12 protein-coding genes and 1 pseudogene are annotated in these 15,343 nt (G+C 70.1%); 4 read left to right on the top strand and 9 right to left on the bottom strand.

Features of this window, described 5'->3' with window-relative positions; genetic code table 11:
* Positions 1 to 69 precede the first annotated feature (69 nt).
* From AB0L89_RS02670 to AB0L89_RS02700, 7 genes are all read right to left on the bottom strand, one after another.
* Positions 70 to 1,296: an acyltransferase gene (locus tag AB0L89_RS02670; RefSeq protein WP_365133069.1), complete on the bottom strand. Its 1,227-nt coding sequence runs from the start codon at positions 1,294 to 1,296 to the stop codon at positions 70 to 72.
* The gene (locus AB0L89_RS02675) at positions 1,293 to 2,456 is read right to left on the bottom strand and encodes an alpha/beta hydrolase (protein ID WP_365133072.1); all 1,164 of its coding nucleotides are present in this window, start codon (positions 2,454 to 2,456) and stop codon (positions 1,293 to 1,295) included. Before AB0L89_RS02675 ends, AB0L89_RS02670 begins: the two co-directional genes overlap by 4 nt.
* A gap of 143 nt (positions 2,457 to 2,599) precedes the next feature.
* A complete protein-coding gene (locus AB0L89_RS02680; protein WP_365133075.1) occupies positions 2,600 to 3,277 on the bottom strand; it encodes a response regulator transcription factor in 678 nt (225 codons plus the stop codon).
* A complete protein-coding gene (locus tag AB0L89_RS02685) occupies positions 3,274 to 4,638 on the bottom strand; it encodes a sensor histidine kinase (RefSeq protein ID WP_365133078.1) in 1,365 nt (454 codons plus the stop codon). The genes AB0L89_RS02680 and AB0L89_RS02685 overlap by 4 nt, the downstream gene beginning before the upstream one ends.
* 244 nt (positions 4,639 to 4,882) lie before the next feature.
* A complete protein-coding gene (locus AB0L89_RS02690) occupies positions 4,883 to 5,761 on the bottom strand; it encodes a DUF4429 domain-containing protein (RefSeq protein WP_365133081.1) in 879 nt (292 codons plus the stop codon).
* Positions 5,762 to 5,836: 75 nt separating this feature from the next.
* Positions 5,837 to 7,048: an alpha/beta hydrolase gene (locus AB0L89_RS02695; protein WP_365133084.1), complete on the bottom strand. Its 1,212-nt coding sequence runs from the start codon at positions 7,046 to 7,048 to the stop codon at positions 5,837 to 5,839.
* Positions 7,049 to 7,322: 274 nt separating this feature from the next.
* Positions 7,323 to 7,937: a TetR family transcriptional regulator gene (locus tag AB0L89_RS02700; RefSeq protein ID WP_365133959.1), complete on the bottom strand. Its 615-nt coding sequence runs from the start codon at positions 7,935 to 7,937 to the stop codon at positions 7,323 to 7,325.
* A gap of 215 nt (positions 7,938 to 8,152) precedes the next feature.
* Here AB0L89_RS02700 and AB0L89_RS02705 point away from each other — a divergent pair, with 215 nt between their 5' ends.
* From AB0L89_RS02705 to AB0L89_RS02715, 3 genes and pseudogenes are all read left to right on the top strand, one after another.
* Entirely contained in the window at positions 8,153 to 9,757 is a 1,605-nt protein-coding gene (locus AB0L89_RS02705) for an MFS transporter (protein ID WP_365133087.1), read from the top strand.
* Positions 9,758 to 9,985: 228 nt separating this feature from the next.
* Complete coding sequence (locus AB0L89_RS02710) at positions 9,986 to 10,372, top strand: peptidase inhibitor family I36 protein (RefSeq protein ID WP_365133090.1); 387 nt, start codon at positions 9,986 to 9,988, stop codon at positions 10,370 to 10,372.
* Positions 10,373 to 10,441: 69 nt separating this feature from the next.
* Positions 10,442 to 10,546, top strand: a pseudogene (locus AB0L89_RS02715) (small hydrophobic protein); the annotation flags it as partial.
* Positions 10,547 to 10,563: 17 nt separating this feature from the next.
* Here the strand turns inward: AB0L89_RS02715 and AB0L89_RS02720 are convergent.
* Positions 10,564 to 11,385: a potassium channel family protein gene (locus AB0L89_RS02720; protein WP_365133093.1), complete on the bottom strand. Its 822-nt coding sequence runs from the start codon at positions 11,383 to 11,385 to the stop codon at positions 10,564 to 10,566.
* A gap of 116 nt (positions 11,386 to 11,501) precedes the next feature.
* The gene (aceE, locus tag AB0L89_RS02725) at positions 11,502 to 14,234 is read right to left on the bottom strand and encodes a pyruvate dehydrogenase (acetyl-transferring), homodimeric type (RefSeq protein ID WP_365133096.1); all 2,733 of its coding nucleotides are present in this window, start codon (positions 14,232 to 14,234) and stop codon (positions 11,502 to 11,504) included.
* Between the two features lie 370 nt (positions 14,235 to 14,604).
* On the opposite strand from aceE, the gene AB0L89_RS02730 reads away from it, so the two are divergent.
* On the top strand, positions 14,605 to 15,036 hold the full coding sequence (locus tag AB0L89_RS02730) for a DUF3052 domain-containing protein (RefSeq protein ID WP_365133099.1): 432 nt from the start codon (positions 14,605 to 14,607) through the stop codon (positions 15,034 to 15,036).
* Positions 15,037 to 15,343: the final 307 nt, after the last annotated feature.

A 15,343-nucleotide genomic window follows, 5' to 3' on the forward strand; every position in this document is an offset into this window, starting at 1 on the left:
GGCGCCCGGCAGGCCCGGCCCCGGCGCCGCCTCGCCGCTCCCGCTCAGGACACCCCCCTCGGCGCCCCATCAGGCCAACCCCAGGGCGAAGACCGCGAACCCGGCCGCCAAGAGCCCGGCCAGCGCCCGCCGGGCGTGGGTCGCCTGCTTCCAGGGAGCCTCGAAGCCGCGGGCGTAGCGCCCTATCAGCACCAGGAGCGCCGCGAGCACCGGCAGCCAGGCGATCCGCGCGGCTATCCAGCCCAGGGTGTCGGGGCTCGTGGTCAGCCCCGGCACCGCGCCGAGGAACGAGCCGGGCACGGCCGCGGTGAGCAGCGCCGTCTGGTGCCAGCACAGGATGGTCATCGCCGAGAGGTTGATCACGACGACCGGCGCCCACAGAGCGGGTCGGCGCAGCAGCCTGCCGATGCGGTCCCGCAGCAGGATCGCCGCGCCGCTCTGCGCGGCGGCGAGAGCGAGTACGAGCAGCGACGGAGGATGTGAGTTCGTGCGGGCCTCGCCCGGGACACCGACCATCGACGCCGGGTAGTGGAAGGCGAGCAGCAGGGCGGCGAAGAGCGCGGTGCCGCCGACGAGCAGGAGCCACGCGCCGCGCCGGCCCAGCTTCTTCTCGCCCCAGCACACGCCCAGTTGATAGGCGAACATCCAGCCCGGCAGCAGGTTCAGCAGACTCAGCCAGGAGGGCATGGTGTCCGCGTACGGGCCGTACCTCAGGAAGTCGACGACGGCGACCGACCCCAGCAACGGCACCGCGGCCCAGCCCCTCAGTCGCTCCGCCGCGCGTATGCACCACGGGGTGAGGGCCGTGATCACCGTATAGACGCCCACGAACCACAGCGGCTGGATGACCAGGGTGGAGCCGGTGCGCAACGTCGTGCCGGGCACGCCCAGGGCGTACAGCACCGGGATCAGTGCGGCCCAGACGGCCGTCACGCCGAGGACCGGCCGGCCGAGCCGGGCGAGGCGTCCGCGCAGCCAGCCGCCGGTCGACTCGCCGCGCGCCACCGCCCGGCGATACGAGAGCGTGGAGGCATAGCCGCCCACGAGGAAGAAGATGCCCAGCATCTGAAGCACCCAGCTGACCGGTGCGAAGAAGCCGAAGGAGGCCAGCGGGCTGGCGTTGTGCAGGGCGCCGCCGGAGTCGAGGGTGAAGCCGCCCAGGAGCCAGTGTCCGGTCGGCACGGCGAGCAGCGCGAGGGCGCGCAGCCCGTCTATCGCCCGGTCGCGGTGGGCGGGGGTCTTGGCGTCGATGGCGGACGCGGCTCCGCGCAGTCCGCTCAGGGTGGGCAGGCTCATGTCCGAGCTCCGGTGGGTCGGTGGTCGGCGGGGGAGTGGTCTCCGTCGGCGATGCGGGCGAAGGTGCGCAGGGAGTCCGTGCCGGGGGCCAGATAGCCGGTGTGGCCCTTGGCGCGCTCGGCCGGTATGCGGCGGGCCCCGAAGGCGGAGGAGGTCGGGTCCTCGCCGTGCCCGAGGCCGAACAGCTCGACGCTCGGCACCCGGTCGATCCAGTCGCTGTCGTCCTTGGCGGCCCAGACGCGGGCGCTGGTGTGCAGGTCGTCGACGCTGTCCGCGCGCATGCCGGGGGAGCCGAACACCACCAGGTCGGACGCGGGCAGGCGGGGCGCGGCGAGTCCGCACACCACCGAGCCGTAGCTGTGGCAGAACACGGCGGGACGCGCGGCACCGGACGCCGTCAGGCCCTGGGTGAAGCGCACCAGGCGCGGCGCTCCCGCTTCGGCGAGCCGGCCCGTGGCGGCGTCGGGGCCCAGACCGACCGGGGTGGTGTAGCCGACCCAGGCGATCACGGCGGTGCGGTCGCCCGCTGTCGTGTGCAGGGTGCGGGCCATGCCGGCCGGTGTGCCGTACTCGTCCTTGGTGCGGTCGAAGGTGCTCAGGTCGATGTCGGACCCCGGCACGACGACGGACACATGCTCCGCCTTCGTCAAGTCGCCGTACACCTCTGCGACTTGGCCGCGACCTCGTGGGTCGAAGGCCAGGATCTGCCGGCCGGGGGCGAGCAGCTCGTCGTAACGGGCGACCAGGGAGCGGGCCCGCTCGTGGTCCTGCGGCGTGAGATCCGGGTCGGTCGACCGGGCCCGCTCACGGGCGCGCTCGGCCCGCAGGGAAAGGGAGTTGGCCTCGTACCTGAGGGCTGCCGGGGCGCCGTCCAGATTGCCGACGACCGAGGGGTGGCGGACCAGCAGCTCGCGGCGCTGTGCGGGCGTCAGCGAGTCGAAGAACGCGGCGATCCGGGCGGGGGAGGCGGTCGCCGGATCCGGCAGCCGCATCCCCAGCTCATGGTCCGCGCGCCAGGAACCGGTGCCGGGCGGCGGGCCGGTGAGCGGCTGCTGTTCATTGCCGACGGCCCAGCCCGCGGTGCCCGCCACGACCGTCGTCATGAGCGAGGCGGCGACGAGCGCCCTCTTGCTCCGTGCTTTCCATGACCGCAGCCGCATGGCTCGTCTCCCCCGCTTCGTGGTGCTCTGTGGCCTGACGAAGCGAAAGGTAGGAAGACGGTGTGCGGCGACACGTCACACCGAGGAGCCAACTCTCAGGTGATACCGGGGTATGCCGTGGTGATACCGAGGTAGGGGGTGGCCTACTGCTCGCCGGGCGTGACCAGCCCCGACTCATAGGCGAAGATCACGGCCTGGGCGCGGTCCCGCAGCTCCAACTTGTTGAGCACGCGGCCGATGTGGGTCTTCACCGTCTGCTCGGCGAGCACCAGGCGTTCGGCGATCTCCTGGTTCGACAGGCCGCGCGCGATCAGGACCAGGACCTCGGTCTCGCGCGGCGTCAGGCCGTTCAGCCGGAGCGACTGGTCCGTGCGCGGCGCGGTCCGCTGCTTGGCGAAGTCCGCGATCAGCCTGCGGGTCACCGATGGGGCGAGCAGCGCCTCGCCTGCCGCGACCACGCGGACGGCCGAGATCAGATCGGCGGGCGGCGCGTCCTTGAGCAGGAACCCGGAGGCTCCGGCGCGCAGCGCCTCGTACACGTAGTCGTCTACGTCGAAGGTGGTGAGCATCAGCACCTTCGGCAGGTGCACCACGCCAGGCGGGGGGTTCAACAGGGCGCGGGCGGCGGCGAGTCCGTCCATCTCCGGCATGCGGACGTCCATCAGGACGACGTCGGGATGGGTGCTGCGGCTGACCTCCACGCCCTGCTTGCCGTCGGGTGCCTCGCCCACGACGTCGATGTCGCTCTGCGCGGCGAGCAGCGCGGCGAACCCCGCCCGCACCATGGCCTGGTCGTCGACGATGATCACGCGGATGGTCATGCGGTGCCGGAGTCCTTCGGGATGAGAGGGAGTCGGGCGGCCACGCGGAAGCCGCCGTCGGGCAGCGGACCGACGTCGACCGTGCCGCCGACCAACCGTACGCGCTCGCGCATGCCGACGAGCCCGTGGCCCGTGCCGCTGCTCTCCAGCGGGGCGGGCGGTTCTGTGGACGGGCCGTTGACCACGAGGATCAGGAGGTTCTCGTCGTCCAGCGTCAGCGTGATCCTGGTGGGGGCGCCGGGGGCGTGCCGCATCACGTTCGACAGGGCTTCCTGGACGATGCGGTAGGCGGACAGGTCCACGGCCGGGGTCACGTCGGCCAACTGCCTGAGGACCGCCAGCTCGGGACGTGACAGGTCGATCGGTATGCCGGCCCGCACGGTCGCCTCGACCAGGTGCGGCAGCCTGTCGAGGCCTGGTTGCGGCGCCCGTTCGCCGTTCGCGCCCTCGCTGCGCAGCACCGAGAGCAGGCGCCGCATCTCGGTCAGGGACTCGCGGGCGCTCGCCGCTATGCTCCCGAACTCGTCGCGCGCCGCGGCCGACAGGTCGTCGAGCCGGTAGGGCGCGGAGTCCGCCTGGACCGTGATGACGGACATGTGGTGGGCGACGACGTCGTGCAGTTCGCGGGCGATGCGGGCCCGTTCCTCGAGGAGGGTGCGCTGGGCGCGCTCGGCCTCGCTGATGGTCTCCTGCTCGACGAGTCTGCGCCGGGCGTCTCCACGCTCGCGCAGCAGCGCGCCGAACAGCAACACGACCCCGCTCAGCACGATCAGCAGCACGCTGGTGTCCTGGCTGCCCTCGCCACGGAACGCGCCGAGCACGAGTCCGGCGACCACGGTGACCAGCCAGACCACGAGGAGCGTCCGGCGGCTCTCCCGCAGCGCCAGAGCGCAGCAGAGGACCAGATACCCCACGATGATCATGGGGGTCCACGGGGCGGGCCGTTCGGGGTCGGCGGCCATCGTCGCGATCGCCCCGAAGACATCCGCGACGATCATGATCCACCAGGCCGGGAGCGGCCGGGTGATCGCCAGGAGCAGCGGAGCGGCCTGGGCGACGGCCAGGCCGCCCGCCAGGCCGCCGTTCACCCCGTAGTCGTGCGTCAGGACCTGGACCGTGACCGGGATCAGGACGGCGACGAAGCCCGCCGCGATCAGCAGCGGCAGCATCCGCACCCAGCGTTTGGGAGCGTGCGCGAGCAGCGGCTCGGTCCGCGTCGCGGGAGTCGAGAGCGAGGCCCCGGCCGTGCGCAGGCCGTCGAGGACGGCCGTGGTGGCACGGCGCAGGGGAGCCGCGCGGTCGTCCGGCTCGGGGGCCGGACGGCTGGGCTCTTGGTCGGGAGGTGTCGATGCGCTGCTCATGGCCTGATCAGCGTAGGCAAGAAGCCCGGGCCGTGACGTCATACCGGAGAGCCGGACCGCACCCATACCCAGGTATCACGGCCCTGGGCCGGGTGCCGCGATCCCGGGCACCACCGTGGCCCCACGGGCCGCGACCGCGACCGCGCTGTTCCCATGTGGGTCGCGACCGCGGCCTCGTCGTTCCCACGCGAGCCGCAGCCGCGGCGTGGCCACCCCGCCGCATGTGGACGTGCCCCGTGCGGGATCACAGCTCGGCCAGCAGTTCGGCCTTCTTCGTCGTGAACTCGTCGTCCGTGAGCAGGCCCGCCTGGTGCAGTTCGCCCAGATGCCTGATGCGGTCCGCGATGTCCGCCGGATCGCGTCGCACGCCCGGCGTCGCGGAGGAGGCCACGACGCCGTCGGACGTCGGGGCCGGGCCCGACGTCCGTACCGCGGCGAGGACCGAAGCTGCGAACGGCAGCGACTCGTGGACCGGGCCGTAGCCGAGGCCGAACACCACGGCTGCCGGGTCCTGGTCGGCCTGCGCGGGCTGCGCCACGGGAGTCTCCCGGCGCAGCAGCCGCAGATGGCCCTCGAACACCTCGGGGGAGCGCCACTCGATGCCACTCAGATCACCGACGGAGAAGCTCTGGTCGCCGGCCTTCCACTTCGCCGACGACGCGCCCGTCCAGAACCAGCGGAAGGACACCCGCTTGCCGTCGAAGGAGGCCTTCCCGTCGTACGCCTTGAACTGCAGGGGCGCTTCGGGGGCGGCCACCAGATAGCGATCGGACGGTCCGCCGCCGTCCGGCGGCAGCTGTGCCCGCAACTCGTCCGCGTAGTACTCGGCGAGCGTCTCCCGCTCGGCTGGCAGCACCAGGCGGTACGGGTCGCAGCCGTCCTTGAGCTGGCCCGCCGCCGCCTCCATCAGAGGATCGGCGCCCGCTCGTGGGACGGCATGCAGAACCACGGTCCCGCGTTTTCCTGGGGAGAGTGTCACCGCTGCGATCGCCTCAAGGGGGATACGCCGTTCACCGAGCGCCTGGAAGAGCTTCGGCGTGCGGATTCCCCGTTCGAAGCGGATGAGCACGGAGTCGGACTCGAACTCCCAGGCGGCATGAAATCCGGCCAGTACGTCACCCATGCGGCTCATCGTAGGCGGCACACGCGCCTCCGTCCCTCCTGCGGCGGGCCGCTGTTTCAACGATTTCTACGCGCGTCAGGCCGCGGCGGTGCCGGAAAAACCCTTCCGGCAGGCGTCGCCCCCACTGGCGCACCGCACCTCGTGGTACGAACCAGTGCCGATCTCGGCGAAGTTGCGCAGGCTCTCCGTGCCCGGCTCGAAATAGCCGGTGTGCCCCACCGCGCCCGTCGCGGACAGCACGCGCGCGCCGAAGCCGGACGACACCGGGTCGGCGCCGTGACCGAGCCCGCCGACCTCCATGTACGGGACATCCTGGATCCAGTCGTCGCCGTCCCGGGTGGCCCAGATCCGGGCGCTCGTGCCCAGCTGCGACGCCGTGTCGGCGCGCATGCCGGGGCTGCCCGCGACCGCGATGTCGGTGACCCGCGCGGGCAGCGTTCGCGCGGCCACACCGCACACCACGGAGCCGTAGCTGTGGCAGTACAGCGCGACCTTCGTACGGCCGGGAAGCCCGCGCACCATGGCATTGAGGCGCACGGCGCCGTCCTCGGCGCGCATGGCCGTCGCGGCGTCCATGCCGATGCCGACGGGCGCGGTGTAGTCGGCCCACGCGATCACGGCGGTACGCGCGCGTGGGGCCGCGGCGCGCTCCGCGCGGTAGAGCGACTTCGCCATGCCCACCGGTGCGGAGTACTTCCGGAACGTCCGCTCGAAGGTCAGCACATTGGTGTCGACACCAGGGACGACGACCGAGACGCGCTGGGCCTTGTCGATGTCTCCGAAGACCTCGGCCATGCGCCCGGAGCCCATGGGATCGAAGGCGAAGACCTGGCGTCCGGGGCGCATCATCACCCCGAACCGCTTCATCCTGCGCTCGGCCTCCTGCTGCCCCGCGGGAGAGAGGCGCTTGTCGTGCATGCGTTTGTGCTCGACCTTGCGGGCCTGCCCCAACGCGATGTGGTTCGCGCGATAACGCAGCGTGGCGGGCGCGCCGTTCATGTTGCCGACCGCCAGGGGATATCGGGCGGCCAGGCGGTTGCGCTGCTGTGTGTCGAGCGAGGCGAAGAAGTGGGCGAGCCGACCGGCGGGAGCGTCGGGGTCGGGCAGCGCCCGCCCGTCTATGCTCCCCCGCTCCCAGGCGGAGAGGGCGGCTTCGAGCGGGGACGCGTCGCCCTTGTTGTGGCGCACCGCGGTCCAGCCCGTGGTCGCCAGCATGACGAACACGACGGCGAGCGCGAGCAGAGCACGCCAGACGCTGAGTTGAGGGGATGAGTCGAAGGAAGTCACTACGGAACACCCTAGGAGAATCGTGATGCCTACCGTGCATCGGGTGAGACAGATCACGTTTCTTGAGGGGTAATTGAGGCAAAGAGGGCGCATCTAATGGCGTGCCATCACGCTCCGTAGGCGGCGCACGCGCGCGGCGCGAGAGGGGTGACAGTGACGCATGGTGCGCACTTCGTGGCTCAACGTATCCGAAAAATCAGAGGGTTGAACGAACGGGGCGCCGCCGTGGTGCGAGCGGTGCGCCGCCGCCGTGCTGCGAGCCGGCAGCTGTTCGCTACCGGGCGTGCCAGTCGTCCGCCAACGCGGGCCCCAGGTAGTCGAGATACTGCACGGTGATCTCGCGGATGGATTCCAGGCTGGTGTCCTGGCCCGCGCCCCACAGGCGCCCCGCGACCCGCATGACGCCGCTGAAGGCGGCCACCGCCACGCGCGGGCGCGGGTCGGTCGCGTCGAGCCCCTCGCGTTCGGCGATCACGCTCGCGACCTCGTCCTCGGTCTCGATGGAGCGGCGCAGATGGGCGGCGAGCAGGGCGGGGGTCGATTCGATCATCTGGTAGGTGCGCATATGGAGTTCGACCGGGACGACCTCCGTGATGGACTGCCCCATCACTTCCCAGGAGTCCAGGACGGCGTTGCGCAGCGCCACCAGAGGTGCTTCGTGGGAGGGGCGTTCGCGCAGGGCCTCGACGAACCGGGCCTCCACCATCACCTGGATCGCGAACGCGGCCTCCTGCTTGTTGGCGAAGTATCGGAAGAACGTTCGCTGGGAGACGTCGACGGCCTCGGCGATCTCGTCGACGGTCGTCTCCTCGTACCCCTTGGTCGTGAAGAGTTCGAGTGCCGCGTGCAGCAGCGCGTCCCGGGTGCGCTGCTTCTTGCGCTCGCGCAGTCCCGGCTTCGCGGGTGCGGTGGGCGCGTCCCCGGCCGTCTCTCCGGTGGTCTCCCCCTGTGGTTCCACGAGGGCCGCCGCTTGCTGCCTGGCCTTCACGCCATGGTCCTCTTTCTGCCTGTTCGCCCAGCTCACCATACCTGTGAGCCAGATGACAGTTACCGACTTGTGAAATGGTTTGTCAACTGTCAGTCGCTGACACTAATCTCATTCGCATGACTAGTCAGACCACCGTCGACACAGCGGACAAGGCACCGGAGCCTGCGTCCGCTCCGGCCAAGGGGCTCCGCGGCCACCCTTGGCTGACGCTGTTCTCCGTCGCGATCGGCGTGATGATGGTCGCCCTGGACGGCACCATCGTGGCGATCGCCAACCCGGCCATCCAGAAGGACCTCGACGCCACGTTCGCGGACGTCCAATGGATCACCAACGGCTACTTCCTCGCGCTTGCCGTCTCTCTGATCACCGCTGGCAAGCTGGGTGACCGCTTCGGCCACCGGCAGACCTACCTCATCGGCGTGGTCGGCTTCGCCGCCGCCTCCGGGGCCATCGGACTGTCGAGCAGCATCAGCCTGGTGGTCACCTTCCGCGTGCTCCAGGGACTCTTCGGCGCTCTCCTGATGCCCGCCGCGCTGGGCCTGCTCAGGGCCTCGTTCCCGGCCGAGAAGCTCAACATGGCCATCGCCATCTGGGGCATGGTGATCGGCGCGTCCACCGCCGGCGGCCCGATCCTCGGTGGTCTGCTCGTCGAGCACGTCAGCTGGCAGTCCGTCTTCTTCATCAACGTGCCGGTCGGCGTGCTCGCCCTGGTGCTCGGTCTGTTCATCCTCAAGGACATCCGGGCGGAGAACGCCCCCAAGTCCTTCGACATCCCCGGCATCGCACTGCTGTCGGCGGCCATGTTCTGCCTGGTCTGGGCGCTCATCAAGGCTCCCGCGTGGGGCTGGGGCGACGGCATGACCTGGACGTTCATCGGCGCCTCCGTGCTGAGCTTCGCGGCCTTCGCGGCCTGGGAGACGAAGGTCAAGGAACCGCTCATCCCGCTGGGCCTGTTCCGCTCCGTGGCACTGTCCGCCGGTGTGGTCCTGATGGTGCTCATGGCCATCGCCTTCATGGGCGGACTCTTCTTCGTCACCTTCTACCTGCAGAACGTGCACGGGATGAGCCCCGTCGACAGCGGTCTGCACCTGCTTCCGCTCACCGGCATGATGATCGTGGGCTCGCCGCTGGCGGGCGGGATGATCACCAAGCTGGGTCCGCGCATCCCGCTGGCCATCGGCATGCTGCTCACCGCCATCGCCATGTACGGGATGTCCCTGCTGGAGGCCGGCACGGGCAGCGGCGTCATGTCGATCTGGTTCGGTCTCCTCGGCCTCGGCCTCGCGCCGGTGATGGTCGGTGCGACGGAGGTCATCGTGGGCAACGCGCCCATGGAGCTCTCCGGCGTCGCCGGAGGACTTCAGCAGGCCGCGATGCAGATCGGCGGCAGCCTCGGCACGGCCGTCCTCGGTGCCGTCATGGCCTCGAAGGTCGACAGCGAACTGCCCGGGAACTGGGCCGACGCGAAGCTTCCGCCGCTCAGCTCCGCCGAACTCGACAAGGCCGCCGAGGCCGTCCAGGTCGGCGTCGCGCCCGTCCCGCCGAAGGCACCGCCGTCGATCGCCGAGCAGATCACCTCGGTCGCGCACGACACCTTCATGTCGGGCATGGGCATGGCCTGCCTGGTCGCCACCGGCGTCGCCGTGGTCGCGGTCTTCATCGCGTTCCTCACCAAGCGCGGCGAGAACGCCGAGGCCGCGGCGGGCGTGGCACACGTCTAGAGCGCAGATCCGCGGCCCGGGCGCCCGCCGACTCCCGTCGGCCGGTGAATGTCAGGGAAAGCCCCTCAGGGACAACCTGGGGGGCTTTCGCCTATCCGGGTGACGCACATTCGTACCCCTTCCGATGGCCCGGTCGGCAGGTCCACAGTTCAGGCAGAAGATCCGCACGGCCCGACGCAGGGCTCACGACGCGGACAACTGAGCTGTTCGACACGGGGGTTGAATCACATGCGTACGTCCATGCCCAAGACCGTCATCATCACCGTCACCGCCGCCGCACTCGCCGCGGTGATGCTCACACCCGTCCACGCCGGGGCCGCCGCCCCGCCGACGCTCCGCGGCTGCGGACCGGGTGAGCTCTGCCTCTGGAACAAGGCGGGGTTCAAAGGGGCCCGAAAGGTCTACGAGCTGGCGGACATCGACATCGAGAGTTGCATCGCGCTGCCGGAGGGGGGCAGCGCGGTGTCTCTCGCCAACCGCACGGGCAGGCCCGTCACCACGTACCAATCGGCGGAGTGCGCCGAGACGGGCGAGTTCGACACCTATCCGGGCAGCGGCACCTGGGCGCCCGAATCGCCCTATCGCGTAAGGGCCTTCAAGGTCTGGGAGAGCTGAGTGGGGGTACTCGACGCGCCGAGCCCGAATCGACAGACACAACGGTTGCCCCACCGACTGACCCGAGGAGTGACGACGGCGGGCTTCGGACACACGCCGCGCCCGCACCCCCGCTCACGCGGCCGCACGAGGTCATGGAGCGGGCCGGACCGCGCGACGCTCGGGACAGTCGGGGGCAACCACCTCGGGACTCAGGAGGCCCCTGTGCCTCCGAGGCCTCCGAGCGCCTCCGCCTCCGCGGCACCGCGCTCGCCCGACGCGGGACTCGGCACCGCACCCACCACCGACCCCGCCCCCGACAACGCCGACACCTGCGCGCGCAGCGCCTGAACCTCCGCGGTCAGCGCCTCGATCGCGGCCGTCTGGCGCCGCTCCTCGACGTCGTCCTTGTCGAATCGGGCGATGAACCACGCCGCGATGTTCGCGGTGACGACACCGAGGAGCGCGATGCCCGACAGCATCAGCCCGACCGCGAGCACCCTGCCGAGGCCCGTCGTCGGCGCGTGATCGCCGTAGCCCACCGTCGTCATCGTGGTGAAGGACCACCACACCGCATCGCCCAGCGTCTTGATGTTCCCGTTCGGTGACTCCCGCTCCACGGAGAGCACCGCCAGGGAGCCGAACATCAACAGGCCCACCACCGAGCCCGCGACATACGTCGTCAGCCTGATCTGCGACGCCATCCGGGCCCGCCGGCCGACGAGCATCAGCGTGGAGACCAGCCGCAGCAACCGCAGCGGCTGAAGCATCGGAAGGATCACGGCGCACAGGTCCAGCCAGTGCGTGCGGACGAACTGTCTGCGGTGATCGGTGAGAAGGAGACGCACGATGTAGTCGAGAGCGAACGAACCCCAGACGAGCCACTCCACCACCGTGCACGTCTTCGTCACGGCCTTGCTCGCGTCGGGCATCACGATCGGCACGGCGTAGGCGACGGCGAACGCCACCGCGAGCGCGAGAAGCGGGCGTTGGGTGCGCCGCTCCCAACGGATCTGTGCCGGTTGTTGCTTCATGCGCGCATCGTAGAAAACGCCGGAAGGCGGCGGGACCCGTGGTCCGCCGCCCTCCGCGGGAAAGGAAAGATGTGCTACACGTGCGCGGGATCGCCGCGCGGCGTGTGCGGTTGTCGTTACGCGTCGCCCCCGGCCGAGCCCGGGTCGGCAGCCGTGACGTCGAGAAGCTGGTAGCGGTCGATCGCCTGCTTCAGGACGGAGCGGTCCACCTTGCCCTCACGGGCGAGTTCGGTCAGCACCGCGACCACGATCGACTGCGCGTCGATGTGGAAGTAGCGGCGGGCGGCACCGCGGGTATCGGCGAAGCCGAAGCCGTCCGCGCCCAGCGACTGGTACGTGCCGGGCACCCAGCGGGAGATCTGGTCGGGGACGCTCCGCATCCAGTCGGAGACGGCCACGAACGGACCCTCGGCGCCGGTCAGCTTCTGCGTCACGTACGGGACGCGCTGCTCCTCCTCGGGGTGCAGGAGGTTGTGGCGCTCGACCTCCACGGCCTCACGGCGCAGTTCGTTCCAGGAGGTGGCCGACCAGATGTCCGCCTTGACGTTCCACTCCGAGGCGAGGATCTGCTGGGCCTCGACCGCCCACGGCACCGCCACGCCGGACGCGATGATCTGGGCCGGGATGGCGCCCTGCTCACCGGACTTGAAGCGGTGGATGCCCTTGAGGATGCCGTCGACGTCCACGTCGGCGGGCTCGGCCGGGTGCTGGATCGGCTCGTTGTAGACGGTGAGGTAGTAGAAGACGTCCTCGCTGTCGGGGCCGTACATCCGGCGCAGGCCGTCCTTGACGATGTGCGCGATCTCGAAGCCGAAGGCGGGGTCGTAGGCGACGCAGCCCGGGTTGGTCGAGGCGAGCAGCTGCGAGTGGCCGTCCGCGTGCTGGAGGCCCTCGCCGGTCAGGGTGGTGCGGCCGGCGGTCGCGCCGAGGACGAAGCCGCGCGCCAGCTGGTCTGCCATCTGCCAGAACTGGTCGCCGGTGCGCTGGAAGCCGAACATCGAGTAGAAGACGTAGACCGGGATCAGCGGTTCGCCGTGGGTCGCGTAGGCCGAGCCGGCGGCGATCAGGGAGGCGGTGCAGCCGGCCTCCGAGATGCCGTCGTGCAGCATCTGGCCCGTCGGCGACTCCTTGTAGGCGAGGAGGAGCTCGCGGTCCACGGCCTCGTACTGCTGGCCGAGCGGGTTGTAGATCTTCGCACTCGGGAAGAAGGCGTCCATGCCGAAGGTGCGGTACTCGTCCGGGGCGATCAGCACGAAGCGCTTGCCGATCTCCTTGTCCCGCATGAGGTCCTTCAGGATGCGGACGAACGCCATGGTGGTGGCGATCGACTGCTGGCCCGAGCCCTTCTTCGCGGTCGCGTACGTCTTGTCCTCGGGGAGCTGCAGCGGCTTCGCGCGCACGACGCGGGTCGGGACGTAGCCGCCCAGGCCCTTGCGGCGGTCGTGCATGTACTGGATCTCTTCGGAGTCGCGGCCCGGGTGGTAGTAGGGCGGGGCGCCCTCTTCCAGCTGCTTGTCCGTGATCGGGATGTGCAGGCGGTCGCGGAAGCCCTTGAGGTCGTCGACCGTGAGCTTCTTCATCTGGTGCGTGGCGTTGCGGCCCTCGAAGTTCGGGCCGAGGGTCCAGCCCTTGACCGTCTGGGCGAGGATCACCGTCGGCTGCCCCTTGTGGGCCTTGGCCGCGGAGAACGCCGCGAAGATCTTCTTGTGGTCGTGACCGCCGCGGCCCAGGTGCAGGATCTGGTCGTCGGTCATGTTCTCGACCATGGCGCGCAGGCGCTGGTCGTCGCCGAAGAAGTGGTCGCGGATGTAGGCGCCGGTCTCGGTCGCGTACGTCTGGAACTGACCGTCGGGCGTGGTGTTGAGCCGGTTGACCAGGATGCCGTCGCGGTCCTGCGCGAGCAGCGGGTCCCAGCTGCGGTCCCAGACCAGCTTGATGACGTTCCAGCCGGCGCCGCGGAACTGGGATTCCAGCTCCTGGATGATCTTGCCGTTGCCGCGCACCGGGCCGTCGAGGCGCTGCAGGTTGCAGTTGACGACGAAGGTGAGGTTGTCCAGGCCCTCGCGGGCGGCGATGGAGAGCTGGCCGAGCGACTCGGGCTCGTCCATCTCGCCGTCGCCGAGGAACGCCCAGACGTGGGATTTGGAGGTGTCGGCGATGTCACGCGCCTCCATGTAGCGGTTCATGCGCGCCTGGAAGATCGCGCCGAGCGGGCCGAGGCCCATGGAGACCGTCGGGAACTCCCAGAAGTCCGGCATCAGACGCGGGTGCGGGTACGACGAGAGGCCGTCGGGGGCCTTCGACTTCTCCTGGCGGAACGCGTCGAGCTGCTGCTCGGTGAGCCGGTCCAGGAGGAACGCACGGGCGTAGATGCCGGGGGACGCGTGTCCCTGGAAGAAGATCTGGTCGCCGCCGTCGCCCTCGTCCTTGCCGCGGAAGAAGTGGTTGAAGCCCACGTCGTAGAGCGAGGCGGAGGAGGCGAAGGTGGCGATGTGACCGCCGACACCAATGCCGGGGCGCTGGGCGCGGGAGACCATGACCGCGGCGTTCCAGCGGGTGGCGTTGAGGACCTTGCGCTCGATCTCCTCGTTGCCGGGGAAGAACGGCTCGTCCTTGGTGGCGATCGTGTTGACGTAGTCGGTACTGCGCATCTCGGGCACGGCGACACGCTTCTCGCGTGCGCGCTCGATCAGCCGGAGCATCAGGTAGCGGGCCCGCTCGCGACCGCGTTCGTCGACCGCGGCGTCGAGGGAGTCGAGCCACTCCTGGGTCTCTTCGGGATCGAAGTCCGGGACCTGACTGGGCAGGCCGCCAATGATGATCGGGTTGCGATCGGATCCGGAAGCCACGCTGTTCCTTCGCTGTTGGGGCTCTCGCCTGGGTTCTGCCTGGCCGTGCACCGCTCCCCATCGTGTACCGCGTGGACGCAAACGTCATCTCTACCGATAGGTAACCGAGACGTTCTTCCGGTGACCCCCTGGGGTAGGCTCGGCCCAAATCGCAACGATACGCCCATCCTGCCTAGCGGGTTCGCAGAGCCGTTCGGCCTCGCACGGATGTGGCGGCAGTTGCGGCGACACGGTCGGGAACGTCACCGTTTCGGCGGTCTCGACGGCCGGGTACTTGCGCGATCCGTCCCGCCCGTGTGGACTACGGCCAACGCCCCGCGCACGCGCGTGGCTGACAGGCATTCCCAAAAACATGATCAGGAGGCAATCCGTGAGCGCGACCGCGGACCACGCGGAGACGAACCTTGCCGTAAGGCTTGGTTTCCAGCCCGACCAGGTGGTCCAGGAGATCGGCTACGACGACGACGTCGACCAGGAGCTCCGCGAGGCCATCGAGGCTGCCACTGGCACAGAGCTCGTCGACGAGGACTACGACGACGTGGCTGACGCCGTGGTGCTCTGGTTCCGTGAGGACGACGGGGACCTGACTGATGCGCTGGTGGATGCCATCGCGTACATGGAGGAGGGCGGCTCGATCCTGCTGCTCACACCGAAGACCGGTCGGGACGGGTACGTCGAGCCGAGCGACATCGGTGAGGCCTCCACCACAGCGGGGCTGTCGGCGACCAAGAGCATCAACGCCGGCAAGGACTGGAGCGGCAGCCGGCTGATCACGCCGAAGGGCGCCGCCAAGAAGCGGTAGCGCTTCGCTTGGACGGTGGGTGCGGGCCTGCGCGGCCCGAGACTCCGCGGGGCCGACAGGGCGCCGTGGGCCGTGACGGGGTGCCGTAGGCCGTGTGACAGCGCACTCGTGCCCCGGCAGGGTGCTTCCGTGCCCGGCGCTTCTTCAGGGCGCTCCCGTCGTAACCCTTCAGGGTGTTCTTGAGGCCCTTGCCGACGTATTCCGTCGGCGAGGGCCTCAGGCGTGTGGGGGTGCGGATTGTCCGGATCGGCGGACGTAGGGTGGTCTCACCCGAACAGCCCCGTCGAGGGGCCCCGTCGAAGGGATG

This window comes from Streptomyces sp. NPDC052114, assembly GCF_040680155.1.
Taxonomy (GTDB): domain Bacteria; phylum Actinomycetota; class Actinomycetes; order Streptomycetales; family Streptomycetaceae; genus Streptomyces.

Excerpts from the sequence above, each read along its gene's own strand:
- AB0L89_RS02670 (WP_365133069.1), bottom strand. The coding sequence starts at position 1,296 with ATGAGCCTGCCCACCCTGAGCGGACTGCGCGGAGCCGCGTCCGCCATC.
- AB0L89_RS02675 (WP_365133072.1), bottom strand. The coding sequence starts at position 2,456 with ATGCGGCTGCGGTCATGGAAAGCACGGAGCAAGAGGGCGCTCGTCGCC.
- AB0L89_RS02680 (WP_365133075.1), bottom strand. The coding sequence starts at position 3,277 with ATGACCATCCGCGTGATCATCGTCGACGACCAGGCCATGGTGCGGGCG.
- AB0L89_RS02685 (WP_365133078.1), bottom strand. The coding sequence starts at position 4,638 with ATGAGCAGCGCATCGACACCTCCCGACCAAGAGCCCAGCCGTCCGGCC.
- AB0L89_RS02690 (WP_365133081.1), bottom strand. The coding sequence starts at position 5,761 with ATGGGTGACGTACTGGCCGGATTTCATGCCGCCTGGGAGTTCGAGTCC.
- AB0L89_RS02705 (WP_365133087.1), top strand. The coding sequence starts at position 8,153 with ATGACTAGTCAGACCACCGTCGACACAGCGGACAAGGCACCGGAGCCT.
- AB0L89_RS02710 (WP_365133090.1), top strand. The coding sequence starts at position 9,986 with ATGCGTACGTCCATGCCCAAGACCGTCATCATCACCGTCACCGCCGCC.
- AB0L89_RS02720 (WP_365133093.1), bottom strand. The coding sequence starts at position 11,385 with ATGAAGCAACAACCGGCACAGATCCGTTGGGAGCGGCGCACCCAACGC.